The following is a 26046-nucleotide window of genomic DNA, read 5'->3' as shown; positions in this document are numbered from 1 at the left end:
TAGAAAAATTTAATAATCTAAATTTTTAAGATAACTTAGTTTTTCTTTCCAAATTGCTAAATCATCTTTAAATTCTTGCACTTTGTTTTTTACATTTAAAACAAGTGGATTGTCATCTTTCGCATTAGAAAAGAAACCTAAATTGTTTTCTAACTGTTGTATTTCTCTAACAATTTCGTCTATTTTTTTTCTAACAAAGATTTGTTCTGAGTCTAATTTTCTTACATCGTTATTAGCTGCTAAATTATCAACAACATTTGTAAATTTTAACATAGAAACTTCTTGTTTATCTAAAGACAAACTTTCTAACATATTATCTACTTGTTTATTAAACTTACCTTCTAAATGCCTTACGCTTCTTGGTAAAGCTCCTAGGTCTTTCCACTCTTCTATAATTGCTAAAACGTTATCTTTTGTAAGGTCTTTTTTATCTTTTAAAGTTTCTAAAAATGCTTTTTTAGCGTCTATTACAGTCTGTTGCTCTTTACTAACTGCATTTTTTTGATCATGGTATCTATCAAAATAATGGTTGCAAGCATTTTTAAATTTTTTCCAAATATCATCAGAAAATTTTCTGGGTACATGCCCAATTTTTTTCCAATCTGCTTGTATTTTCTTAACAGCATTAGTTGCCATTTCCCAATCTGTACTCTCTTTTAAAGACTCTGCAACTTCTATTAGCGCCAACTTTTTTTGCAAGTTTTCTTGTTGCTCATTTTTTTCTTGCTTGTAGAAAAGGTTTTTTGCACTATTAAATTTTTTAGTGGCAGCTTTAAATTTTTGCCAAACCTCTTCACTTTTAGCATAAGGCAGTTTACCAGCTTTAAAGTACTCTTGTCTTAACGCTTCTATTTCTCTAATACTTTTTTGCCAGTCTTTATGCGTTTTGTTATTGGAAGTATCATAGGCATCTATAGCTTCTATAACTACTAATTTTTCTTTAATAATATCTTGGTACTTAGACTTCATTTCTCTGTAATGGTCATGACGTCTATCATGAATTTTTTTAGTAGCAGCACTAAATTTTTTCCAGATATCTTCTCTCATTTCTCTAGCCACTGGTCCAACATCTTCTTTCCATGTTTTATGTAAAACTTGTAATTCTTTAAAGGCTTGTTGTATATCTGTCAATTCTGCTAAAGCCTCTGCTTTTTCTATAATTTTAAGCTTTTCATCAAGATTATTTTTAAAGTCTAAATCTCTAAAGTCGTTACTCATGTGAAGTAAATCGTAAAAACGCTCTACATGATGATGATAGGTTTTCCAAGTATCATTATATCTCGTTTTAGAAACAGGTCCTATTGCGCGCCAAGAATCTTGCAATTCTTTAAACTCCTTATACATCGTATCTGGATTCGCATTTTCGATAAGACTTTTTAAGCTTTCTATAACGTTTAATCTTTTTTCTAAATTTTCATTAAGTTGTTGTTCTAATGCTTTATAATGAGCATCTCTTTCTTTTTTATATTTAGAAAGTAAACTATTGTAGGTCGTTTTTATGGGACTAGAAAATTGAAAGTCTATAGAATTACCACCCGCTTCTAAAAAAGCTTTCTTTTTAGTTGCCAACATTGTACCAAACTTTGTATTAAATTCACTTTTAATACCTTCTACTTGGCTTTTAATTTTTTGAACTGGATGGTTAGAAATTACTTTTTCTAAAGTAGTTACCAATTCCTCAAGCGTAAATTTAGAATAATCTACTACCGCTTCTTCCTCCTCTTTAGGTTCGTTGTTTTCTGCTTTTTCTGCAACCGATTTTTCTACTTCATCTATAGCCTCAGAATTTTCATCTTCTGCTTGTACTACAGGTTCTTCTTCAGTTACTTTAACGATCGGTTCTTTTGTTTCCTGATTGATTTCTGATGGCTCAGTAACCGCTTCTGTTTTTGCAGGTTTATTGGTAATTTCTTCAGCCTTATTTGTTGATTTTTCAACGTTTTCTTTAGGATCTAACATATCTACAATGTTTAAGTTCGATTAATAATACATTATTATTATATTCTATAAATATACAGACAACTTATAAAACTAACAAAAAGTTATTTGTTTTTGAATTATTTGGTTTCATTCCATATCCTCCAAGACTCTTCTGCTTGTAGTTCTAGCATTTGGTAACCATTTTTAATGGCAGCTCCTTGCGCTAATCCTTTAGATAAGAATGTAGATACCTCTGGATTATAAACCAAATCGAATAATAAATATTGATTGGTTAAAAACTGATATGGAATATTAGGACATAAATGAGTATTTGGTGATGTTCCTAAAGGCGTACAATTGATAATTATTTGATATTTATGTAATTTTTTTTCAGATAAATCATCATAAGATATTTCTTTTTTACTTGAAGGTTTTCTAGAAACAAATTTGTATTTGATATTATTTTTCTTTAATGCATAAGCAATGGCTTTAGAGGCGCCACCTGTACCTAAAATTAATGCATGTGTATGGTGCTTTTTTATAAATGGTAAAATAGATTGCTCAAAACCAACTACATCTGTATTATAACCTTTTAAATTTCCTTTTTTTGTAATTTTTATAGTATTAACGGCTCCTATTTTTTTGGCAGTTTTATCTAATTTATGTAAATAAGGAATTACGGCTTCTTTGTAAGGAATGGTTACATTCATTCCAGATAAAAATGTTTCGTTTTTAATGATAGACGGAAAATCTGAAATTTCTGGAATATCAAAATTTTTATAGTGATGGTTTTCTAAACCTAAATCTTTAAATTTATCTGAAAAATATCCTCTAGAAAAAGAATAGGATATGTTTTTACCTAAAAGTCCAAATATTTTATTTCTTTTTTCGTCCATAAAAGTCTATAATTAAAATTAATACAATTCCTAAAATAATATAAAAACCAGCATACCAAGTTTCTGCAGATGTTAAGTCTGGTAAATATCTATTATAATTTTCTACAATCTTATTACCTTTTTTATCAAATAAAAGAGTGTTATTGTTTTGTAAAAAAACAGCTTTTTTCCAAGGCCAAACTATACCTAAAGAACCTGTTATAAAACCAATAATTACAGCTGTAACAATGCTATGATATCGTTTTAAAACATAGCCTAAAATATGACTAATGGAAACCAAACCAAACAGAGAGCCTGCTGTAAAAACACTTATTATTTTTAGATATCTAATTTTTTCTGGTTCTTGTAAAATATCAAAATTACCAATTACCAAATTGCTCATTATGTAAAGTAATTCGTTAACAGAATCTACCAATAACAACACATAATTCCCTAATAATATTAAGATAAAAGAACCTGACAAACCTGGTAATGTCATGCCAGAAACTCCGATAATACCACAAACAAATACAAACCAAAGATTATCATTTTCTCTGGCTGGCTCTAAAAAACTGATACCAATACCAATAACTGCACCAGTGATTAATGAGATGATGTTGGTATTATTCCATTCTCCAAAGTCTTTACCTATGTAATATATGGAGCCAATAATCATCCCAAAAAACCAGCTCCAAACATAGAGCTCGTAATTATCTAAAAAATAATCTAACACTAAAGAAATGCTAAAGTAGCTAAAAATGCTACCTCCCATAATCAACAATAAAAATTCTGCATTTATATATTTAAAAAAACTTTTATAACGCCTATTGATCAATAGTTTAAAAGCGACTAAATTTATTTTTTTAAAAGAATAAATTAATTCTTCGTAAAAACCAAAAACAAAAGAAACTGTGCCACCAGATACACCTGGCACTTTATTTGCAGCCCCCATTGCTAATCCTTTTAAAAAAAGATATGTTTTTTCTAAAAAGCTTCTTGGTTTTTGCATTTATGCTTTATTTACGGCTAATTTTTCCATTATTAAAATCAATGCAAAACCAACAATAGCTAATACTATTGCCATTAATAATTGCGGATCTTCTGTATAAGAAAAGGGGGAAATACTTTGTTCTACCAAAGGTTTTGTAACCCCATGGCTATTGATGTATGTAGAAACGGTTTCTTTCCATGGCCAAACTTTGTTTAAAGAACCTAACATAATACCTGTTAAAACAATTAGCATTTGTTCTTTATAATAAGTAAACAACCATTTTAATAATTTAGAAAAAGACAATAAACCTATAATGACTCCAACACCAATTGCACCTATTATTTTAACATCTTTTGTAGTAATGGCTGTCATAACGATAGGGTAAACACCTATTAAAAGGAGTATATAAGAACCGGATATTCCTGGTAAAATCATTGCACAAGAGGCAATTGCACCCGCAAAAACTAAAAATAAAAAGTTAGAATCTGCAGCATTTGTAGAAGGCATTACTGTGATGGTATATCCAAATGCAATACCTAAAATAAAAAATAGAATTATTTTAAAATTCCATTTTTTTACTTGTTTACCAATATAGATTATACTTGCTAAAACCAATCCAAAAAAGAAAGACCAAAGCAATACGGGTTTATTTTCTAACAACCACTTTATGCTTTTTGCTAAAGAAATAATACTGATAAAAATTCCGATAAAAAGCGCTAATAAAAAAGAACCATTTACTTGTTTCCAAACAGCTTTAATTCCATCGTTTTTAAGTGTTTTTAATAGTTTAAAATTAAAATTACTAATAGAGCCTAATAATTCCTCGTAAATACCCGAAATAAATGCAATAGTGCCTCCAGAAACACCTGGCACAACATCTGCTGCCCCCATTGCCATTCCTTTTAAACCTATTACAATATAATCCTTTAAACTTCTAATCATAATAATTTGTTATTTAGAAAGACGAAGATAGTAGATTTTAAAGAAAAAATGGAAAGTGTTCTATGATTTGTAATATATCTAAATATTGTACTTTTACTTTATAATTTTTTTATGAGATGCCCAAAAAAGGAAAAGAAAAAAACACGGTTAATAAAGCAAAACATGCTAAATTAATGGCTCGTAAAAACGATAAAATTAAGAAAGAAAAACAACTGCACAAAGCACGCTTAAAAGCTATTGTAAAAAAAGCCAACGAGCAAAAAAAATCTCAAGCAAACACTTGAGATTTAGTTTATTTATATGGCTATAAATTATTGATCTATAGAACCCAAAACACGTTTCATAAACGTATTTAATGCTTCTTTTTTTGAGGTGCCATCTTTTACCATTTTATCAACTTCAATTGCACCATACATATTAGAAATCAACTCTCCAATAACATCTAACTCTTCATCTTTTAAAGAAGGTACTTCTGTTAAAGCTTCTAGCGTTTCGATTGTCTCTAAAATGTAATCTTGATCGTTTTCTTCTATAAAATTAGTAAGATGTTTAATAACAGGTAATTTCATAACTATGTTTTTAGCTTCTTAAAAAAATTTATTGTATTTCGCTTACTAAATCTTTCAAAACATCAAACTTGTTTGTTTGTGTTTGATTTTTCTTTGCTCCGTCTACAAAAGTTGCAAATGTTGGTAAATTACTTACATCTGCTAACTTTCTACTTTCTGGAAATTTTTCTGCATCTACAATTACAAATTTTAAATCTTCTAATTCTGTAGATAATTTTTTAAATTTAGGTTTCATTATTCTACAATTACCACACCAAGTGGCAGAATATTGTACCACAACTTTTGTGTTTTCGGCTATAATTGCTTGTAAATTGTCTTCTGTTAATTCTTGTACCATAACTTTTATTTTTTAGAGAAAAAAATCGTGTTTCATTTTTCACAAAACCAAACACGATTTATATCTTTTTATATTATTAGTTTTTTGACAAATAAGCTGCTGTTCCTTTTGCATCAGGAGACATTGCTTCTTTACCTTCTTCCCAGTTTGCTGGACATACCTCTCCATGAGATTGTACATGAGAGTAAGCATCAATTAAACGTAAAAATTCGCTTACATTTCTACCCACTGGCATGTGGTTAATTCCTTCATGAAAAACAGTACCTTCTTCATCAATTAAATAAGTAGCTCTATAGGTAACGTTATCTCCTTCTACTTGTACAGTTTGTGTAGCCTCATCAAAAGTTTCGTTTGTGATATCTAAAATGCCTAATATAGAAGATAAGTTTCTGTTGCTATCTGCTAAAATTGGATAGGTAACGCCTTCGATACCTCCATTATCTTTAGAAGTACTTAACCATGCAAAGTGAACTTCTGGAGTGTCACAAGAAGCACCAATAACGATGGTATTTCTTTTTTCGAATTCCTCTAATGCAGCTTGAAAAGCGTGTAATTCTGTTGGACAAACAAATGTGAAGTCTTTTGGATACCAGAATAATAAAACTTTCTTTTTATTGTTTATTGCTTCTTCTAATACATTTAATTTAAATGTATCTCCCATTTCATTCATTGCGTCTACATTTAAATTTGGGAATTTTTTACCAACTGCTGTTGCCATTTTATTTATTTTTAAATTAATATTTATTTTCTTTCACAAAGATAAAAATGATAATAGAAAATGTAAAAAATAGGAATGGAATGTTCTTATCTTACTATAAGAATAAATTATAACGAGGTGTAATTAAAATAGATTTATCCTATTTACTAGCAAATAATTTCACATCCTTTTCAGAAACTTTTTTTTCGCCCAAAATAATTAAACGCTCTATTACATTTCTTAATTCTCTAATATTTCCAGTCCAATCATACTCTTGTAAGAGTTTAATTGCTTCTTTAGAGAACTCTTTTTTAGGTGTACCTTGTGCATCTGATATTTTTTTGGTGAAGAAATCTACCAATAATGGGATGTCTTCTCTTCTATCATTTAATGCTGGAACTTTTATTAAAATTACAGCTAATCTGTGATATAAATCTTCTCTAAAACGACCTTTTGCTATTTCTTCTTTTATATTTTTATTAGTGGCAGCTACTACCCTAACATTTACTTTAATGTCTTTATCTGACCCTACTCTAGATATTTTGTTTTCTTGCAAAGCACGTAATACTTTTGCTTGTGCAGAAAGACTCATGTCTCCTATTTCGTCTAAAAAAATTGTTCCTCCATTTGCAGCTTCAAATTTTCCTGCCCTGTCTTTGTTTGCGCCTGTAAAAGATCCTTTTACGTGTCCAAAAAGTTCGCTTTCTATTAATTCTGAGGGAATTGCAGCACAATTTACCTCTATCATTGGAGCTTTTACTCTTTCTGATTTTTCGTGTAACCAATGTGCTACTAACTCTTTACCTGTTCCATTGGGTCCTGTAATTAATACTCTAGCATCTGTAACAGCAACTTTTTCTATAATTTCTTTAATATGAGTAATGTCATTACTTTCGCCAATCATCTCATAATTTTTGCTAACTTTTTTCTTTAACCTTTTATTTTCTACAACTAATGTTTTCTTTTCTAAGGCATTTCTAACGGTGTTTAACAATCTATTTAAATCTGGTGGCTTAGAAATATAATCAAAAGCTCCTAAACGCATTGTGTTTACAGCTGTATCTAAATCTCCATGACCAGAAATCATTACAATAGGTGTTTCTGGCTTTATTTTTTTTGTCTTTTCTAACACCTCAACACCATCCATTTTTGGCATTTTAATATCACATAAAACCAAATCGTAATCGTTGTTTTTTATCATTTCTATACCCAACAAACCATCTTCTGCTTCTTCTACTTTATAGGTATCGTTTTCTTCTGATATAATTTTTATAAGCACCCTTCTAATAGCTGCTTCGTCTTCAATAATTAAAATCTTACTCATTTTTTATATTTAAATGTGTTTTTAAGCTTTTGACCCTTTATTAAAGAAATGCACATCTCTTTGTGGAAAAGGGATTGTAATTCCATTTTCTCTAAATACTTTATCTATTTCAAAACGTAAATCGCTTTGCACAAATCTTGCTTCAAAACTGTTATTTAACGAAAAAACCAAGGTAAAATTTAAAGAACTGTCTGCAAAATCTGTAAACAAAACAATTGGTTCTGATATTTTTAAAATTTTATCGTGTTTTTTTGCGACTTCTATTAATAATTTTTTCACCAAAGCGACATCACTTCCATAGGCAACACCCACATTTACAACTTCTCTTGTTTCTGTGCCATTCTCTGTCCAATTAAACAAAATATTTGTAAGATATAAGTGGTTTGGAATTACCAAAACCTTGTTATCTATAGTAACCGCTCTTGTGGTTCTTAGTCTAATATCTAAAACCCTACCTACTTTTCCTTCTAACTCAATAATATCTCCTACATGCACAGATTGATCTACCAAAATAAAAATTCCAGAAATAATATCTTGAAATAAGGTTTGTAATGCCAAACCAACACCAATTAGTAATGCGGCTGATGCTGCAAAAACTGCAGTAACATTAACACCAGAGGTGTGCATACCTATTAAAAAAATAACTAAAAACACAAACCACCTTATGTAGCTAAAAACGGTTACAAATTTTTGCTTATCGTTTACAGGTAATTTTTTTGTTAGAAATTTTCTAACAAATTTTAGAATTACAGAGGTTAAAATTAAAGCAATAGCAATAAGAAGCAGCCCTTTTACAGAAATACTAATCTCTTTTGTAAAAGTAAAAGTATAATCTAAAACAGCGTTTGCTTCTTCTACAATAGTATCTTTAACATAGTTCATTTTATCTTGCATGTATGAGTCTTTTAACCGTTTGTATAAATCTTTGGATGTTAGTCTTTTAACATAGTTTAAATACCAACTCTATTTTTTTTTGCTACCAACCAAACCATAAACACAAAAGTTGCTAAAAAAAATATCGAAATTAATAGTCCGTAAACACTTTCTTTAAATATATGAATAAAAACGTCTTTTAACGCTGCAAAATCTCCATACTTTTTTTAACATTATTTATTTCTTATAAGTTACTCATTTTTATTTTTTGAGATAGTTGATCTAAGCAAACTATACAAACTTACATATTTATATGTACTTGAAACAATTTTATAGAGACTTAAAAGATTAAAAATTTTGTTAAATTTACTATGCATGCATAACTTTTTTGCAATTTATTATGCATGCATAATAAATTTTTATATATTTGATGGAATGAATAAAGATAAAACTATAGATCATCAATTAAGAGCAACATGGCAAGCTGTTGCTAAGATGTATAATGAGCAGGCTTTGGCACATAACAGTACAATGGCTACTGCTTTTGTATTACTAAATATAGATAAAGAAAAAGGCACACCTTCTACATCTTTAGGACCTTTAATGGGTATGGAGCCCACAAGTCTTTCTAGAATTCTAAAAAACATGGAAGATAAAGGAGCTATTTCTAGAGAAAAAAATCCAGAAGATGGTAGAAGTGTCATTATAAAATTAACAGATTATGGTAGAGAAATGCGAAAGATTTCTAAAGGCCACGTAATTCAGTTTAACGAAACAATTATTAATAATGTTTCAGAAAAAGATCTAGAAGGTTTTTTTAATGTAACATCCACTATTAATAACTTAATTTCAGGAAAAAAAATTTTTACTGATCTTAATAAAAAAGCGGTTTAAAAAATAAACAAATGACTAGAAGAATTAAAAAAGTAGCAATTATTGGTTCTGGAATTATGGGAAGTGGGATTGCCTGTCATTTTGCAAATATTGGCGTAGAAGTTCTACTGTTGGATATTATTCCAAGAGAATTAAGCGACAAGGAAAAAGCAAAAGGACTCACCTTAGAAGACAAAGTTGTAAGAAATCGTCTGGTAAATGACGCGCTAACAGCTTCCCTAAAATCCAAACCATCACCAATTTACAATCAAAAATTTGCAAACAGAATTAGCACTGGTAATTTAGAAGACGATATTGCAAAAGTTGCAGATGCAGATTGGATTATAGAAGTGGTGGTGGAAAGGCTAGACATCAAAAAAACAGTTTTTGAAAAATTAGAAAAATACAGAACTCCTGGTACTATTATTTCTTCTAACACCTCTGGTATTCCTATTCAATTTATGAATGAAGGAAGAAGTGAAGATTTTCAGAAACACTTTGCTGTAACACACTTTTTTAATCCTCCAAGATATTTAAAACTTTTTGAAGTAGTACCTGGACCAGGTTGTAAACAAGAGGTTACAGATTTCTTAATGATGTATGGTGAAAAGTTTTTAGGAAAAACATCGGTTTTAGCTAAAGACACGCCTGCTTTTATTGGAAATAGAATTGGAATTTTTGGAATTCAATCTCTTTTCCATCAAGTAAAAGAATTAGGTTTAACTGTTGAAGAAGTAGATAAATTAACGGGGCCAGTTATTGGTCGTCCAAAATCTGCAACTTTTAGAACTGTAGACGTGGTTGGTTTAGATACATTGGTACACGTTGCTAATGGTATTTATGAAAACTGTCCAGATGATGAAGCACATGAATTGTTTAAACTGCCAGATTTCATCAATACAATGATGGAAAATAAATGGTTAGGTAGCAAAACAAGACAAGGCTTTTACAAAAAAATTAAAAATGATGCTGGTAAAAGTGAAATTCTAACTTTAGATTTAGATACGATGAAATATCGTTCTAAAAAACGTGCAAAATTTGCCACATTAGAACTAACAAAAACCATAGACAAACCCATCGACCGTTTTAAAATTCTAGTAGGTGGTAAAGACAAAGCTGGCGAATTCTACAGAAAGAATTTTGCAGCAATGTTTGCCTATGTGCAAAATAGAATTCCAGAAATTTCTGATGAATTATATAAAATTGATGATGCCATGAAAGCTGGTTTTGGGTGGGAAAATGGGCCATTTGAAATTTGGGATGCTGTGGGTGTAGAAAGAGGTATTGAATTAATGAAAGCAGAAGGTGCAAAACCTGCAACTTGGGTAACAGAAATGTTAGCAAGTGGTTCAAAATCTTTCTATTCTGTAAAAGAAGGTGCTACTTATTATTATGATATTCCTTCGAAATCTCAAACAAAAAAACCAGGTCAAGATGGTTTTATCATCTTAGATAATATTAGAAAATCGAACGAGGTTTTTAAAAATTCTGGAGTAGTTATAGAAGACATAGGAGATGGAATTTTAAATGTAGAATTCCAATCTAAAATGAATACGATTGGCGGTGATGTTTTAGCAGGAATCAATAAAGGAATTGATTTGGCAGAAAAAGATTTTCAAGGATTGGTTGTTGGTAACCAAGCAACAAACTTTTCTGTTGGTGCCAATATTGGTATGATTTTTATGATGGCAGTAGAGCAGGAATATGATGAGTTAAATTATGCCATTAAATATTTCCAAGACACAATGATGCGTATGCGTTATTCATCAATACCAACAATTTCTGCTCCTCATGGAATGGCTTTAGGTGGTGGTTGCGAAATTTCTTTACACGCAGATAAAGTAGTTGCGGCAGCAGAAACCTATATGGGTCTAGTAGAATTTGGCGTTGGTGTAATTCCTGGCGGTGGTGGCTCTAAAGAAATGGCATTAAGAGCATCAGATTCTTTTAATAAAGGCGATGTTGAGCTAAATATATTACAAGAAAACTTTTTAACTATTGGGATGGCAAAAGTATCTACCTCTGGTTACGAAGCGTTCGATTTGGGATTATTGCAAAAAGGAAAAGATGCAATTGTTATTAATAAAGACAGACAAATTGCAACCGCAAAAGCACACGCAAAATTAATGGCAGAAAGTGGGTATACACAACCTGTAAAACGTAAAGATGTAAAAGTATTAGGTAAACAAGCCTTAGGCATGTTCTTAGTTGGTACAGATTCTATGGAACATTCTAAATACATTTCAGAACACGACCAAAAAATAGCCAATAAATTAGCATACGTAATGGCTGGTGGCGATTTGTCTGAACCTACACTGGTTTCTGAACAGTATTTATTAGACATTGAAAGAGAAGCATTTTTATCATTATGTACAGAACGTAAAACCTTAGAACGTATTCAGCATATGTTAAAAACTGGTAAACCGTTAAGAAACTAAAATCCCCATCGATCTTCCACAAAGGGGAAGGAAAAGTGAATGAAAAAAATAATTTATTAACTAAAATATGCCCACAAAAGTTCCCTTTCCTTTGGAAAGGGTTAGGGATAGGAATAATATTATGAAAACAGCATACATAGTAAAAGCATACAGAACTGCAGTTGGTAAAGCTCCAAAAGGTGTTTTTCGCTTTAAACGTGCAGATGAGTTGGGGGCAGAAACCATTCAACATATGATGAAAGAATTACCCAATTTAGACGTAAAACGTATAGATGATGTAATTGTTGGAAACGCAATGCCAGAAGGTTCTCAAGGATTAAATATGGCTCGTTTTATTTCTTTAATAGGATTAAATTCTGTGGATGTTCCTGGAGTAACTGTAAACCGTTTTTGTTCTTCTGGGTTGGAAACAATTGCCATGGCCGCTGCTAAAATTAATGCAGGAATGGCAAGTTGTATCATTGCAGGTGGTGCAGAAAGCATGAGCTCTGTGCCAATGACAGGTTTTAAACCAGAATTAAACTACGACACCATTAAAGACGGCCATGCAGATTATTACTGGGGAATGGGAAATACTGCAGAAGCAGTTGCTAATCAATTTAAAGTTTCTAGAGAAGACCAAGATGAATTTGCCTATAATTCTCACATGAAAGCCTTAAAAGCACAGGCAGAAAACCGTTTTCAAGATCAAATTGTTCCTATTGAAGTAGAACAAACTTACTTAGATGAAAATGGCAAAAAAACAATTAAAAAATATACAGTTACAAAAGATGAAGGCCCAAGAGCTGGAACATCTACAGCTGTTTTAAATAAATTAAGACCTGTTTTTGCTGCTAATGGAAGTGTAACTGCAGGAAATTCATCACAAATGAGTGATGGCGCTGCTTTTGTAATGGTGATGAGCGAAGAAATGGTAAAAGAATTAAATATAGAACCTATTGCAAGAGTTGTAAATTATGCTGCTGCTGGTGTAGAACCTAGAATTATGGGTATTGGTCCTGTAGCTGCAATTCCAAAAGCTTTAAAACAGGCTGGTTTGCAACAAAAAGATATTGAGTTAATAGAATTAAATGAAGCTTTTGCATCACAATCTTTAGCTGTTATGCGTAAATTAGATTTAAATCAAGACATTGTAAATGTAAATGGTGGGGCAATTGCATTAGGACATCCTTTAGGTTGTACAGGTGCAAAACTATCTGTGCAATTATTTGATGAAATGCGCAAACGCACTATGAAAAATAAATACGGAATGGTAACAATGTGTGTAGGAACTGGACAAGGTGCAGCAGGTATATTTGAGTTTCTCTCTTAATTAAAAGAATATAGAAAAAAGAGAAAAGAAGAAAGAAAATGTGCGCTAAACAAAGACATAATTATAAAAATTTGAAGATTTGGAAACTCGGATTAGAGATAACAAATGATATTTCAGATATTTTATTAAATTTTCCTAAGCACGAAAGGTATGATTTAAGTTCACAAATAAGTAGATGTTCTGTGTCAATGCCAAGTAATATTGCTGAAGGTTCTTCTAGAACTGACAAATCTTTTAAATATTACCTTGATATTTCTCTTGGCTCTTCTTTTGAATTAGGCACACAATTATTAGTTGCAAATTATAGAAAATATATTAATAACGAAGAATTAAAAAAATAGAAGACAAAATAGAAGAATTTCAAAGAATGACAATGGGCTTTCAAAATAGCCTACAATAAAGGTCTTTTTTCTATTTTCTTTTTTCTAAAATCTAAAAAAAAAATAAAAATGGCAGAACTATTAAGAGGTGGACAGTTTTTAGTAAAAGAAACTAACTGCGAAAATGTATTTACTCCAGAAGATTTTACTGAGGAGCAACAAATGATGAAAGAAGCTGTAACGGAATTTAATGACAGAGAAATTATTCCCCATAAAAATAGGTTTGAAGCAAAAGATTATGCTCTCACTGAAGAAGTAATGCGTAAAGCTGGTGAGTTAGGTTTTTTAGGTGTTGCTGTACCAGAACAATACGATGGTTTAGGTATGGGCTTTGTTTCTACATTATTAACTTGTGATTATATTTCTAGTGGAACTGGCTCTTTTAGTACCGCTTTTGGTGCGCATACAGGAATTGGAACAATGCCAATTACCTTGTATGGCACAGAAGAACAAAAACAAAAATATGTACCCAAATTAGCTACTGGAGAGTGGTTTGGAGCTTATTGTTTAACAGAACCTGGTGCAGGATCTGATGCAAATTCTGGGAAAACAACTGCAGAACTTTCTGCTGATGGAAAATCGTATAAGATTAATGGACAAAAAATGTGGATTTCTAATGCAGGTTTTTGTCGATTAATGATTGTTTTTGCAAGAATAGAAAATGATAAAAATATTACTGGTTTTATTGTAGAATATGATAAAAACAACCCTAACGGAATTACATTAGGTGAAGAAGAACACAAATTAGGTATTAGAGCATCCTCTACAAGACAAGTATTTTTTAACGATACGATTGTACCTGCAGAAAACATGTTAGCAGGTCGTGGAGAAGGTTTTAAAATTGCCATGAACGCCTTAAATGTAGGACGTATAAAATTAGCAGGGGCTTGCTTAGACTCACAAAGAAGAATTGTTTCTCATGCTGTTAATTATGCTAACGAGCGTAAACAATTTAAAACCCCTATTGCAGATTTTGGCGCAATTAAAGTAAAGTTAGCAGAAATGGCAACCAATACATATGTTGGTGAGTCTGCAACTTATAGAGCATCAAAAGATATCGAAGATAGAATTGCTTTAAGAGTAGAAGCTGGTAATAGCCATCAAGAAGCAGAATTAAAAGGTGTAGAAGAATATGCCATAGAATGCTCTATTTTAAAAGTAGCTGTTTCAGAAGATGTACAAAATTGTGCAGACGAAGGAATTCAGATTTTTGGTGGTATGGGCTTTTCTGAAGAAACACCCATGGAAGCTGCTTGGAGAGATGCAAGAATTGCACGTATTTATGAAGGCACAAACGAAATTAATAGAATGCTTTGCGTAGGAATGTTGGTTAAAAAAGCAATGAAAGGTCATGTAGATTTATTAGGTCCTGCAACTGCTGTTGCAGATGAACTAATGGGCATACCATCTTTTGATACACCAGATTATTCTGAATTGTTTGCAGAAGAAAAAGAAATAATTGCAAAATTAAAGAAAACATTTTTAATGGTTGCTGGGTCTGCAATTCAAAAATTTGGAACAGAATTAGAACAACACCAACAATTATTAATTGCAGCTGCAGATATTTTAATAGAAATTTATATGGCAGAATCTGCAATTTTAAGAACAGAGAAAAACGCGAAACGTTTTGGAGAGGATTCTCAATCTATACAAATTGCAATGTCTAAATTATACTTATATCATGCAGTAGATAAAATTGAAGAAAAAGGTAAAGAAAGTATTATTTCTTTTGCTGAAGGTGATGAGCAACGCATGTTATTAATGGGCTTAAAGCGTTTTACTAAATATGCTAACTATCCAGATATTGTAGATTTACGTAACGAAATTGCAGAAAAAGTAAAAGCAGAAAACAAATATTGCTTTTAATAAAAATATGTAAAAACTTCTTAAAAATACGTTTTTAAGAATTAGTTGTTTGTTTAAAAAAGCCCCTCTTAATTGAGGGTCTTTTTTTATATAATTATGTAAATTCGTAATAAAATAAAGTTAAAATGAAAACTACTATGAAAAAAGCCATCCAAATAATTACCAGTTTATTATTTATATTTTGTTCTCTTGTTGATGGCAAAAAAACGGTTACAAATACAAACCAAAAACTTAAACCCACTAAAAAACATCCTAAGTTTAGTGAATATTGGTATGCAGGTAAAGCAGAAATTACTTCTTACAAACTTACTCAAAACAGGTATGGAGAACTCCATCAAGGTACTGCTGTAAATATTTTTGTAACCGAAGATTTTTTACCAGAAAAACAAGTAAAAGCAGATAATCAAAACAAAAAAAATGTTCCTGTTTTAAAACTGAATAGTACTAAAAAATTTACGACAGGTATTTATCCTTATTCGTTAATGACAAGCATCTTTACTCCTATTGATATCAATAAAAAAACGATTAAAATTTCATTTTCATCACAAGAATGGTGTGGTAATACTTTTATGCAATTAAACAATAGAGAAAAATTTAAAATTGATTTCTTTTCTTATTTTGAAAGTAATGCAGATAGAAAAGTTTCATTAGAAAAAAATGCATTAGAAAACGAACTTTGGAATCAATTAAGAATAAACCCAAAAAGCATTGCAAAAGGGAAGTATAAAGTAATTCCTTCTTTTGAATATCTGGCTCTAAACCATCAAAAAATAAAAGCGTATGATGCTGAAGTTAATTTAATCGAAAAAGGAGAATTTATAAATTTTTCTGTGTATTATCCAACATTAAAAAGAAAACTGACTATTAAATTGACTAAAGATTTTCCATATACAATTGAAAGTTGGGAAGAAATAACAACCAATAGAGGAAAGACTTTGACTACTAAAGCAGAAAAAATAAATACCATAAAATCTGCTTATTGGACTAAAAATGGTGCAACAGATACTAAAGAAAGAAAAGAATTGAGGTTATAATTTTATAAAATTTACAATGGTTCAGATAACGATGCTTCTATTATTGTAAAAACGACCACAAACTTACAAATACATTTCCAACAATTATACATAGAAGCTGTAAAATTCATTATAAAAGCTATAGAAAAATACCACGCCGTTTTAGAATCGTTTTTTTTCTTATTAAAGAAAGGAAATAAAACATGAAAGAAACAGTTAATCACTTTTTTTATCAATACTTTTGCACGCAATTTTTAAATTTAAAAATGAAACGCATAAAAGAATATAAAAAACTATTTAAGATTGATGGTACTATCAATTTAAAAGAGTTAAAAACTACTTATAGAAGTTTGGTTAAAGAATATCATCCTGATAAATTTTTAGACGAAGACAAAAAGCTAGAAGCAGAAGAAATTAGTACAAAAATTATTGATGGTTATCACTTTTTAGTTAGTATTGCTCCAGAAACTAAAGAAGCAAATTTAGACGCTTACAAAAAAACAATTACCGAGTTTCAAGTTGCAGATTGGCGCCACAAAAGCATGTTACTAGAAGTTACTTTTACAGATGGTAATACCTATGAGTATTTTGGAGTCAATAAAATTTTGTTTGGTAAATTTATCAATGCAAAATCGGTGAACAACTTTGGAAAACGTAACATTTTTAACAAGTTTACGTACAGAAAATCGATGAAAGCAGCTGTAAACGCTTAATTATCTGTCCATTTAGAAAATAAAACTATTTTAGATTCCTGCCTTTGCAGGAATGACAACAAAAAAAAAGAGATTACAAACTGGTAATCTCTTTTTTTATCAATTTATTGTAGAAACTATTCTAAAGCTCCTAAGTAACGTTCTGCATCTAAAGCAGCCATACAACCTGTACCTGCAGCAGTTACTGCTTGTCTGTATTCTTTATCTTGTATATCTCCAGCAGCAAAAACACCTGGTAAATTTGTTTTGGTTGTTTTGCCTTTGGTAATTAAATAACCTGTTTCATCCATATCTAAAACACCTTTAAATAAATCTGAATTCGGTTTATGTCCAATAGCAATAAACACACCTGTTACAGGTATTTCATGCTTTTCTTTGGTTTGATTATGTATTGCTCTTACACCTGTAACCACATTATCACCTAAAACCTCATCTATTTCTGTGTTATACAACACTTCTATATTTTCTGTTTTATTAACTCTGTGTTGCATAGCTTTAGAGGCTCTCATATAATCTTTACGAACCAACATCGTTACTTTGCTACAAATATTTGCTAAATAGGTAGCTTCTTCTGCAGCAGTGTCTCCTGCTCCAACAACCACTACATCTTGTCCTTTATAGAAAAAACCATCGCAAGTTGCACATGCAGAAACACCTCCACCAATTAAACGTTGTTCACTTTCTATTCCTAAATATTTTGCTGTAGCTCCTGTAGATATAATTACAGTTTGGGCTTCTATGTGTTTAGATTCATCCACAATTATTTTATGAACTCCGCCAACTTTATCACTCAAATCTACTTTGGTAACCATTCCAAAACGAACTTCTGTACCAAAACGCTCTGCTTGATGTTTTAAGTCTTCCATCATTGCAGGTCCATCCGTACCATCTTTATAACCAGGAAAATTATCTACCTCTGTAGTAGTGGTTAATTGTCCACCCATTTGCATACCTGTGTACATTACAGGTTTCATATCTGCTCTAGCTGCATAAATTGCTGCAGTATAACCTGCAGGACCAGAACCAATAATTAAACATTTAATTTTTTCGATATTTTCTGACATAATTTGATTTGAAAAATTTAGATAACAAAACTATATTTTTAGATTTATTTATCACATATTTTTATATGAATAATTATAATTAGTTAATAACAAAAATTTATAGATTGTTTATATTTTAATAGTACTTACTTTTTAGAAACGGATTCCACCTCTTTTTCTGAAATCATTTTATTATTTGTATTTCCCCAAGAATTGGTCCTATAACTCATAACATCTGCAACTTCATTTGCATACAAACCTAAATAAGTCGTCATACCTTTATATGTAACACCGTTTACTATTATTTTACCAATTAAACCATATTTAATAGCTTTTATACTTGCAATGAAAATCCCCAAGACATACCCATATATGGAACAATAATTTCGTAATTTTTATTATTTGATTCTTGAGAAAAACAAAAAGCAAATAGCATTAAAAAACTAAATAGTACAAAATATTTTTTTTTATTTTCACCTTTAATTATTTTAATAAAATTAACACAAAATATAAATATTATTCTATATTTGCAGTCCTAAAATTGATGACTTTTTGGATTTGTAATTTTACACTTTTTAAAATTACAAATTTACATTTTCGGGGTGTAGCGTAGCCCGGTCATCGCGCCTCGTTTGGGACGAGGAGGTCGCAGGTTCGAATCCTGCCACCCCGACAACTTTAAGTATTAAACTAGAACAAAACCTTGGTAATCTTACGATTAACGAGGTTTTGAAGTTTTTAAGCAGTCATAAAATTTGATTGAATTTAAATAAATAAGTAACTTATATGGTTACCTAAATATTAAAATCAAAAAAAGTAACCGATTTGTATTGATTTTAAAATAGTTAACTATGAACAAACGATTACTAGAAATTTTTAAGGTGAAAAAAACAAAACTTTTGCTACTGGCTTTTATTGGCTTGTGTAGTTTTCAAATGAAAAACCATGTAGGAGTTGAGCTAACTCCATAACGCTCTCCTAACTAAACACTCGATAAACTTTTACTACTTGTAGTCATTTCAAAGATCTTACAAAAGGTTTTTTGTAAACCAAATTTAACTTTATAAAAGGGCGTATTTACTGTTGCACTTTCTATATGATGACAGGCATAACAATGATATCTAAATGCCTTTTTCAAACAGTCTTTTTTGATTTCACATTTGCTATATTTAAAACCATCTTGCCATTTATATTTTGCCAAATATTCCTTATATTTATGATCATTTGGTAATTCTTTTACAAAGTTTAGTAGATTCTTACCTTCAAATTGTTCTATATCTCTTGTTTTAAAAGAAAAAAGATACGGAATATATTATTAGTAAATCTCTAAAACTTATATTCACCCAAAGGTTTTGGAAACTTTTCTGGATTTGCTGCTAAGTGATAACGAGGGTCATCAATATCTTCTTCTATTATATCTTTGAAAATCGGTGAGGCTTTGTATAATAACACTTTACAGTCTTCACTTAAATGCTTTAAAGTTATTTTTTTACCTGCTGCTTGGTATTTTTCTACCAAAGCAAAAATGGCTTCTATTGCAGAATGATCAGAAATACGTGCCTCTACAAAATCTATTTCTACAGTATCTGGGTCGTTTTTAACGTCAAATTTTTCGTTAAAAGCACTAATACTTCCAAAAAATAAGGGCCCCCAAATTTCATAAATTTTAGTACCATCGTCTTTAAAACGTTTTCTTGCTCTAATTTTCTTTGCATTTTCCCAAGCAAAAGCTAAAGCAGAAATAATAACTCCTACAAAAACAGCAATAGCTAAATCGAAAATTACAGTAACTGCAGAAACAATTACAAGTACAAACGCATCTGACTTTGGTATTTTCTTTAAAATTCTAAAACTAGACCAAGCAAAAGTTTCTATCACCATCATAAACATAACTCCAACCAAAGCAGCAATAGGTACTTGTTCTATCAATTTATCTGTAAAAAGTATAAAAGTTAGTAAGGTAAGTGCCATCATAATACCCGATAAACGCCCACGTCCACCAGCATTGATATTAATAACTGTTTGTCCTATCATACCACAACCTCCTGTACCACCAAAAAGACCACTTAAAATGTTTCCTGCTCCTTGTGCAACACATTCTCTGTTTCCATTTCCTCTAGTTTCTGTTAATTCATCCACTAAATTCATCGTCATTAAAGATTCTATTAAACCAACAGATGCTGCTAAAAAAGCATATGGCAATATAAATGTAAGCGTATCTAAATTAAAAGGTAAATTTTGCCAAAGCTCTGTATTTGGTGTTGGAAACTCTCCTTTTAAACCTGTTCCTCCACCTTCTATAATGTAAGAACCGACTGTAGAAACATCTAAACCTGTAATTACCACAAGAAAAGTTGTAATTAAAATAGCCGTTAAAGAGGCTGGCAATTTCTTTGTTATTTTAGGCAATACCCAAATAATTGCCATGGTTAAGGCAACCAAACCAAGCATTATGTAAAGCTCTGTACCCGTCATAAAACTACTTACATATTCTTTTACACCATCTGCAGAAACTTGTAAAGATTTATGTGAAAACATTTTTACTTGCGCCCAAAAAATAACAATGGCTAATCCGTTTACAAATCCCATCATTACAGAATGTGGTATTAAACGTACAAATTTTCCTATTTTAAACACTCCTGCAAATATTTGAATTATTCCCATTAAAATAACACAGGCTAGTAAATAGAAATAACCCATATTATCAATAGGTGTATCAAACAACATTCCTTTGGTATGACCTTCTGAAATCATAGTTACAAAAATTACAGCTACAGCACCAGCTGCACCAGAAATAAGTCCTGGTCTACCCCCAAAAATAGCTGTAATTAACCCTATAATAAAAGCTCCTGATAATGCCACTAAAGGATCTATTTGCGCTACAAAAGCAAAGGCTACCACTTCTGGTATCATTGCTAAAGAAACTGTGATTCCTGCAAGAACATCATCTTTTGCATTCGGAGTAATTTTTTTAATAAATTCAGTCATTTTGCGCCTATTTTAAAGTCGGCAAAGATACTAGGTTTTTATAGAAAATCACATTTTCAAGTAAGTATCGTACACCAATTTTATGTTTTCGTAGGTATTCTTAAAAGCTTCTTTAAGATCTGCTTCATTTTTAAATACAACTTGGGTGATACCTTCTTCTAATTGCGGAGTTAAAGTTCCTTTAAAATCAGAAGTCATTAAAAACCAAAAAGTTTCTTTTAACTTTAAACCATCCTGATAATAGGTGTGATAAGTTGTTGTAATCGGTTTTACAAGTGATAAGTTTGCAATACCACACTCCTCTTCCACCTCTCTAATCGCGGCATTTTGGATAGTTTCCCCTTTTTCTATTCTGCCTTTTGGTAAATCCCAAACACTATTTCTAAAAATAAAAAGCACTTCTTTTTTAGGGTTTACAACCAAACCACCACCAGCAGAAATAACATCAAAAGAATTTATAAAAAATTGCCAACCCACCTCTAAATCTGGGGTGTATAAATTGATACCATCAACATTCTCATTAATTAATTTATAAATAATCTCTTCCTTTACAGTATTTTTTAAAAGATATAGGGGAAAATTATTCTCATTTTTTTGAGAAGATGTTACGATTATTGGCTTATCATTTACAAAAACTTTATACATTTGCGATATGATTTTAAACAAAGATACGTCAAAAAAAACAGCCGAACTTTTATTGCAAATAAAAGCGATAAAGTTAAACCCAAACGATCCATTTCATTGGGCATCAGGTTGGAAATCACCAATTTATTGTGATAATAGAGTAACGCTTTCATATCCTCCAGTTCGTGTTTTCTTAAAACAAGAAATTGCAAAAATTGTAGAGAATAAGTATGGTAAACCCGATGTTATTGCAGGTGTTGCAACAGGTGCAATTGCTATTGGTATTTTAGTGGCTCAAGAATTAGGTGTTCCTTTTATTTATGTAAGGCCAGAGCCTAAAAAGCATGGTAGAAAAAACCAAATTGAAGGATATTTAGAGAAAGGCCAAAATGTGGTGGTTATAGAAGATTTAATTAGCACAGGTAAAAGTAGTTTAAATGCAGTAGAAGCTTTAAAAGAAAGTGATGCTGTTGTAAAAGGTATGGTTGCTATTTTTTCTTATGGTTTTGATATTGCTACCGAAAACTTTAAAGAAAAAAATGTTGAGCTTACCACTTTAAGCAATTACGAAAACTTATTAGAACAAGCTTTAGACAGTAATTATATTTCTGAAAAAGAACTAATTACACTACAAGAATGGAGATCAAATCCAAGTATTTGGAAACAATAAAAGGTAAATAAATGAACATAGAAGGAACAAATGTAACTGTAGAAAAATCGCAAGAAGAATTGTTTAATTTTTTTTCTAATTTAAATAATTTCGAGAAAATTATGCCTGAAAACATCAATAAATTTGAAGTTGATGGAGATTCTTTTTTATTTGGTTTGCCTGGTATGCCAGAAATTAGATTAGTTTTAAAGGAAAAAACACCGTTTTCTAACATTACTTTAGGTGCTGCAAGCAGTAAATTACCATTTACATTGGCTGCAGATATTGCTAAAATTGAAGAAACTAAAAGCGAAGTTTCTTTACATTTTAATGGAGATTTTAACCCAATGATGGCAATGATGATTAAAAAGCCATTAACTAAATTTGTAGATACATTATCAGAAAATATAGGAAACCTTTAAACCATAGCAATCTCTTTGATTCCGAATTCTACCATAGATTCGTTTTCTAGTTCTACTTGAAGTTTACCATCGTTAGAAATACCTCTAATGATTCCCATAAACAAAACATCTTTACTATCTTTAAACATAGTTGGGATGTTTTTTTTGTATAATACATTTAAGTAATTTGTTTCTAAACTTTTAAAATCTTGCTTTTCTAATTGTTTAATTTTTAGCTTTAACTTAACAGTGATTTTTTTTAGTAAAACATCTAAATCAAAAAATTTACCAGAAATATTACTTAAAGAAGAAACATTTTGTAAGCTTTTAGAAAATAATTTTTGATTCACATTTAAACCAATTCCTATTACAGAAGAATTAATTTTTGTTCCTTTTATATTATTTTCTATTAAAATTCCACATATTTTTTGCTTTCCTGACAGAATGTCGTTAGGCCATTTTATCGCAATATTTTTAATTTTTTGTTCTTTTAAAACCTCAAAAACAGCTAAAGAAACAGCAAAATTTAAATATTTTTTGTCTAAAAAATTAAAATCAGCAAACTTTACAAAGACGCTAAAAGTCAAGTTTTTAAAAGGTTCAGAAACCCATTTAGCGTATTGTTGCCCCCTACCATTTAATTGATTTTCGGTTTGTACCACCGTAAAATTTTCTAAGGCAGAATCTTTTGCCATTTCTTTTAAAAAAGAATTGGTAGAAGCAATGGCATTAAGTTTGATTATTTTCAACTGTTAAATAAAGTGTAAAGTAGTTCAAAATTAGGCAAAATAGTCGCAAAAAAACAATAACTTTGCGTTTAAATTAGAAAAAAGTTAATGACAAAAAAACAAGTAAGCACAGACGATTTAATCGCTGTTATCATTCAAGGTATTGAAGAAGTTAAAGGAGAAAACATTCAATTACTAGACTTACGAGAAATAGAAAATACTGTGTGCGATTATTTTATTATCTGTACAGGGAACTCAAACACACAAGTAAACGCAATTTCTGGCTCAGTACAAAAAACAGTTAGCAAACATATTAAGGACAAACCTTGGCACGTAGAAGGAGAAGGTATTGCAGAATGGGTTTTAATGGATTACGTAAATGTAGTTGTTCATGTTTTTCAGAAACATGTTAGAGACTTTTACGACCTAGAAAGCCTTTGGGGTGATGCAAAAATCACAGAAATTAAACCTGCTTAAATTTTAGACAAAATAATGAAAGATTCTAATAAAGACAACAAAACAAATTCGCCAAAATTTAAGTTTAATTCATACTGGATTTATGGTGCCATTTTCTTACTAATTATAAGTTTTCAGTTTTTTAGTAGTGGAGATTTAGCCTCTAAAAGTATCTCTAAAAACGAGTTTAATGACGTATTAGAGGAAAACGACATTTCTAAAATTGTAGTGATTAATAAAAATATTGCTCAAATTTTTATAAAAGATGAAGCTCTAAAAAAAACTAAATACCAAAAATTAATCAATTCTGCTTTTTACAGAAAAGGTTCATCTTTATACGAGTACAATTTTGGTGATTTACAAAATTTTGAAAATGATTTAGAACAAGCCAAAAAAGAAAACGACTTAACATTCGACTTGAAAAATGAAAGCAGAACAAGTATGGTAGATACTTTAATAGGCTTTTTACCATTTATTATTTTAATTGCAATATGGTTGTTTTTTATGCGAAGAATGTCTGGTGGTGGTGCTGGATCTGGTGGTGGAGGACAAATTTTTAGCATCGGAAAATCAAAAGCAAAATTATTTGACAAAGACACAAAAGTAAAAACTACATTCGAGAATGTTGCAGGTTTAGAAGGTGCAAAAGAAGAAGTACAAGAAATTGTAGATTTTCTTAAAAACCCAGAAAAATATACTTCTTTAGGTGGTAAAATTCCTAAAGGCGCCTTATTAGTAGGACCTCCAGGAACTGGTAAAACATTACTTGCAAAAGCAGTTGCTGGTGAAGCAGAAGTACCATTTTTCTCTTTATCTGGATCAGATTTTGTTGAAATGTTTGTAGGTGTGGGTGCATCTAGAGTGAGAGATTTATTTAAACAAGCTGCCCAAAAATCGCCTTCTATTATTTTTATTGATGAAATTGATGCCATTGGTAGAGCTCGTGGTAAAAATAGTATGACAGGTGGTAACGATGAACGCGAAAACACACTAAATCAATTACTTACAGAGATGGATGGTTTTGGTACAGATACCAATGTAATTGTAATTGCAGCAACTAACAGAGCAGATGTTTTAGACAGCGCTTTAATGAGAGCAGGGCGTTTTGACAGACAGATTTATGTAGACCTACCAAACATTAATGAGCGTCAAGCAATTTTTGAAGTACATATTAAACCTTTAAAACTTGCAGATGATGTAAACTTAGAGTTTTTAGCACAACAAACACCTGGTTTTTCTGGTGCTGATATTGCGAATATGTGTAATGAAGCTGCTTTAATTGCAGCTAGAAATAGTAAAAAAGCAATACATCATCAAGATTTCTTAGATGCTGTAGATAGAATTGTAGGTGGTTTAGAAAAGAAAAACAAAGTAATTACACCAAAAGAGAAAAAAGTAATTGCTTTTCATGAAGCGGGTCATGCAACTGTAAGCTGGATGCTAGAACATGCAGCCCCCTTAGTGAAAGTAACTATTGTACCAAGAGGACAATCTTTAGGCGCAGCTTGGTATTTACCTGCAGAGAGGTTAATAGTACAAACAGAACAAATGTTAGATGAAATGTGTGCTACTTTAGGAGGAAGAGCTGCTGAAAAAATCATCTTTGATAAAATATCTACAGGCGCTTTAAGCGATTTAGAAAAAATAACCAAGCAAGCCAGAGCAATGGTAACTGTGTATGGTTTAAATGACGAAGTTGGTAACATAACCTATTACGATTCTTCTGGAAATGATGCCTTTGTTAAACCTTATAGTGATGATACTGCCAAAAAAATTGATGAAGAAATTTCTAAAATGATAGAAACCCAATATGCAAGAGCTATCAAACTATTAACAGATAATAAAGAAAAATTAACTATACTTGCAGAGTTGCTTCTAGAAAAAGAAGTTATCTTTAAAAACGATTTAGAAAAAATATTTGGCAAAAGACCTTTTGAAGCTTTGGATGTAGCAATAAAAGACCCAAAAAAAATTGAAGCAGAAATAAATATTCCCCCAGTAACAGAAGGCACTGAAGAATAATTATAAAACCTT

At 30.7% G+C, this 26046-nt stretch carries 25 protein-coding genes, 1 tRNA gene and 1 pseudogene; 13 read left to right on the top strand and 14 right to left on the bottom strand.

Features of this window, described 5'->3' with window-relative positions; translation table 11 throughout:
- Positions 1-9: 9 nt before the first annotated feature.
- The 4 genes from Q0662_RS08315 to Q0662_RS08300 form a co-directional block, all read right to left on the bottom strand.
- Positions 10-1959, bottom strand: a complete 1950-nt coding sequence (locus Q0662_RS08315) for a DUF349 domain-containing protein (protein ID WP_298948708.1) — start codon at positions 1957-1959, stop codon at positions 10-12.
- A 98-nt stretch (positions 1960-2057) separates the two neighbouring features.
- Positions 2058-2816 (bottom strand): shikimate dehydrogenase, encoded by a 759-nt coding sequence (locus tag Q0662_RS08310; protein ID WP_298948706.1) that lies wholly within the window; start codon positions 2814-2816, stop codon positions 2058-2060.
- A complete protein-coding gene (locus tag Q0662_RS08305; protein WP_298948705.1) occupies positions 2797-3804 on the bottom strand; it encodes a DUF368 domain-containing protein in 1008 nt (335 codons plus the stop codon). Before Q0662_RS08305 ends, Q0662_RS08310 begins: the two co-directional genes overlap by 20 nt.
- Positions 3805-4728, bottom strand: a complete 924-nt coding sequence (locus tag Q0662_RS08300) for a DUF368 domain-containing protein (protein WP_298948703.1) — start codon at positions 4726-4728, stop codon at positions 3805-3807.
- A gap of 116 nt (positions 4729-4844) precedes the next feature.
- On the opposite strand from Q0662_RS08300, the gene Q0662_RS08295 reads away from it, so the two are divergent.
- Complete coding sequence (locus Q0662_RS08295) at positions 4845-5012, top strand: hypothetical protein (protein WP_298948701.1); 168 nt, start codon at positions 4845-4847, stop codon at positions 5010-5012.
- A gap of 27 nt (positions 5013-5039) precedes the next feature.
- Here the strand turns inward: Q0662_RS08295 and Q0662_RS08290 are convergent, their stop codons facing one another.
- The 5 genes from Q0662_RS08290 to Q0662_RS08270 all read right to left on the bottom strand — a co-directional run bounded on the left by Q0662_RS08290 (position 5040) and on the right by Q0662_RS08270 (position 8549).
- Entirely contained in the window at positions 5040-5297 is a 258-nt protein-coding gene (locus Q0662_RS08290; RefSeq protein WP_298948699.1) for a hypothetical protein, read from the bottom strand.
- A gap of 28 nt (positions 5298-5325) precedes the next feature.
- A complete protein-coding gene (locus tag Q0662_RS08285; protein ID WP_298948698.1) occupies positions 5326-5634 on the bottom strand; it encodes a co-chaperone YbbN in 309 nt (102 codons plus the stop codon).
- 76 nt (positions 5635-5710) lie between these two features.
- A complete protein-coding gene (locus Q0662_RS08280; protein WP_298948696.1) occupies positions 5711-6352 on the bottom strand; it encodes a peroxiredoxin in 642 nt (213 codons plus the stop codon).
- Between the two features lie 139 nt (positions 6353-6491).
- On the bottom strand, positions 6492-7655 hold the full coding sequence (locus tag Q0662_RS08275) for a sigma-54 dependent transcriptional regulator (protein WP_298948694.1): 1164 nt from the start codon (positions 7653-7655) through the stop codon (positions 6492-6494).
- Between the two features lie 21 nt (positions 7656-7676).
- The gene (locus Q0662_RS08270; RefSeq protein WP_298948693.1) at positions 7677-8549 is read right to left on the bottom strand and encodes a mechanosensitive ion channel domain-containing protein; all 873 of its coding nucleotides are present in this window, start codon (positions 8547-8549) and stop codon (positions 7677-7679) included.
- A 414-nt stretch (positions 8550-8963) separates the two neighbouring features.
- Between Q0662_RS08270 and Q0662_RS08265 the strand changes: the two genes are divergently transcribed.
- The 7 genes and pseudogenes from Q0662_RS08265 to Q0662_RS08235 all read left to right on the top strand — a co-directional run bounded on the left by Q0662_RS08265 (position 8964) and on the right by Q0662_RS08235 (position 17123).
- The gene (locus Q0662_RS08265) at positions 8964-9422 is read left to right on the top strand and encodes a MarR family winged helix-turn-helix transcriptional regulator (RefSeq protein WP_298948691.1); all 459 of its coding nucleotides are present in this window, start codon (positions 8964-8966) and stop codon (positions 9420-9422) included.
- 11 nt (positions 9423-9433) lie between these two features.
- Entirely contained in the window at positions 9434-11839 is a 2406-nt protein-coding gene (locus Q0662_RS08260; protein ID WP_298948689.1) for a 3-hydroxyacyl-CoA dehydrogenase/enoyl-CoA hydratase family protein, read from the top strand.
- Positions 11840-11960: 121 nt separating this feature from the next.
- Positions 11961-13151, top strand: coding sequence for an acetyl-CoA C-acyltransferase (locus Q0662_RS08255; RefSeq protein WP_298948687.1), 1191 nt, complete (start codon positions 11961-11963; stop codon positions 13149-13151).
- A gap of 38 nt (positions 13152-13189) precedes the next feature.
- Positions 13190-13551, top strand: a pseudogene (locus Q0662_RS08250) (four helix bundle protein).
- 49 nt (positions 13552-13600) lie between these two features.
- Positions 13601-15397: an acyl-CoA dehydrogenase family protein gene (locus tag Q0662_RS08245; protein WP_298948683.1), complete on the top strand. Its 1797-nt coding sequence runs from the start codon at positions 13601-13603 to the stop codon at positions 15395-15397.
- Between the two features lie 125 nt (positions 15398-15522).
- On the top strand, positions 15523-16431 hold the full coding sequence (locus Q0662_RS08240) for a septum formation inhibitor Maf (RefSeq protein ID WP_298948681.1): 909 nt from the start codon (positions 15523-15525) through the stop codon (positions 16429-16431).
- A gap of 245 nt (positions 16432-16676) precedes the next feature.
- Positions 16677-17123, top strand: coding sequence for a KTSC domain-containing protein (locus Q0662_RS08235; RefSeq protein WP_298948679.1), 447 nt, complete (start codon positions 16677-16679; stop codon positions 17121-17123).
- Positions 17124-17239: 116 nt separating this feature from the next.
- Here the strand turns inward: Q0662_RS08235 and trxB are convergent, their stop codons facing one another.
- Both trxB and Q0662_RS08225 read right to left on the bottom strand, forming a co-directional pair.
- Positions 17240-18187, bottom strand: a complete 948-nt coding sequence (trxB, locus tag Q0662_RS08230; RefSeq protein ID WP_298948677.1) for a thioredoxin-disulfide reductase — start codon at positions 18185-18187, stop codon at positions 17240-17242.
- A 125-nt stretch (positions 18188-18312) separates the two neighbouring features.
- On the bottom strand, positions 18313-18525 hold the full coding sequence (locus tag Q0662_RS08225) for a hypothetical protein (RefSeq protein ID WP_298948675.1): 213 nt from the start codon (positions 18523-18525) through the stop codon (positions 18313-18315).
- 239 nt (positions 18526-18764) lie between these two features.
- Here Q0662_RS08225 and Q0662_RS08220 point away from each other — a divergent pair.
- Positions 18765-18839: transfer RNA gene (locus Q0662_RS08220), tRNA-Pro, on the top strand.
- A 653-nt stretch (positions 18840-19492) separates the two neighbouring features.
- On the opposite strand, the gene Q0662_RS08215 is transcribed toward Q0662_RS08220, so the two are convergent.
- Positions 19493-21154 carry a SulP family inorganic anion transporter gene (locus Q0662_RS08215; RefSeq protein WP_298948673.1) on the bottom strand — a complete coding sequence of 554 codons (1662 nt, stop codon included), beginning with the start codon at positions 21152-21154 and terminating at the stop codon, positions 19493-19495.
- Positions 21155-21202: 48 nt separating this feature from the next.
- On the bottom strand, positions 21203-21799 hold the full coding sequence (locus Q0662_RS08210) for an NUDIX domain-containing protein (protein WP_298948671.1): 597 nt from the start codon (positions 21797-21799) through the stop codon (positions 21203-21205).
- 7 nt (positions 21800-21806) lie between these two features.
- Between Q0662_RS08210 and pyrE the strand changes: the two genes are divergently transcribed.
- Positions 21807-22448, top strand: a complete 642-nt coding sequence (gene pyrE / locus Q0662_RS08205; RefSeq protein ID WP_298948670.1) for an orotate phosphoribosyltransferase — start codon at positions 21807-21809, stop codon at positions 22446-22448.
- Between the two features lie 11 nt (positions 22449-22459).
- Entirely contained in the window at positions 22460-22849 is a 390-nt protein-coding gene (locus tag Q0662_RS08200; RefSeq protein ID WP_298948668.1) for an SRPBCC family protein, read from the top strand.
- On the opposite strand, the gene Q0662_RS08195 is transcribed toward Q0662_RS08200, so the two are convergent.
- Positions 22846-23577 carry a biotin--[acetyl-CoA-carboxylase] ligase gene (locus Q0662_RS08195; RefSeq protein ID WP_298948666.1) on the bottom strand — a complete coding sequence of 244 codons (732 nt, stop codon included), beginning with the start codon at positions 23575-23577 and terminating at the stop codon, positions 22846-22848. The genes Q0662_RS08200 and Q0662_RS08195 overlap by 4 nt on opposite strands.
- An 87-nt stretch (positions 23578-23664) precedes the next feature.
- Between Q0662_RS08195 and rsfS the strand changes: the two genes are divergently transcribed.
- The gene (gene rsfS, locus Q0662_RS08190) at positions 23665-24033 is read left to right on the top strand and encodes a ribosome silencing factor (RefSeq protein WP_298948664.1); all 369 of its coding nucleotides are present in this window, start codon (positions 23665-23667) and stop codon (positions 24031-24033) included.
- A 15-nt stretch (positions 24034-24048) separates the two neighbouring features.
- Complete coding sequence (ftsH, locus tag Q0662_RS08185) at positions 24049-26034, top strand: ATP-dependent zinc metalloprotease FtsH (RefSeq protein WP_298948662.1); 1986 nt, start codon at positions 24049-24051, stop codon at positions 26032-26034.
- Positions 26035-26046: the final 12 nt, after the last annotated feature.

The sequence above is a fragment of the uncultured Polaribacter sp. genome (genome assembly GCF_947503855.1).
Taxonomy (GTDB): domain Bacteria; phylum Bacteroidota; class Bacteroidia; order Flavobacteriales; family Flavobacteriaceae; genus Polaribacter.
This window is presented reverse-complemented; position numbering and strand designations above follow the sequence as displayed.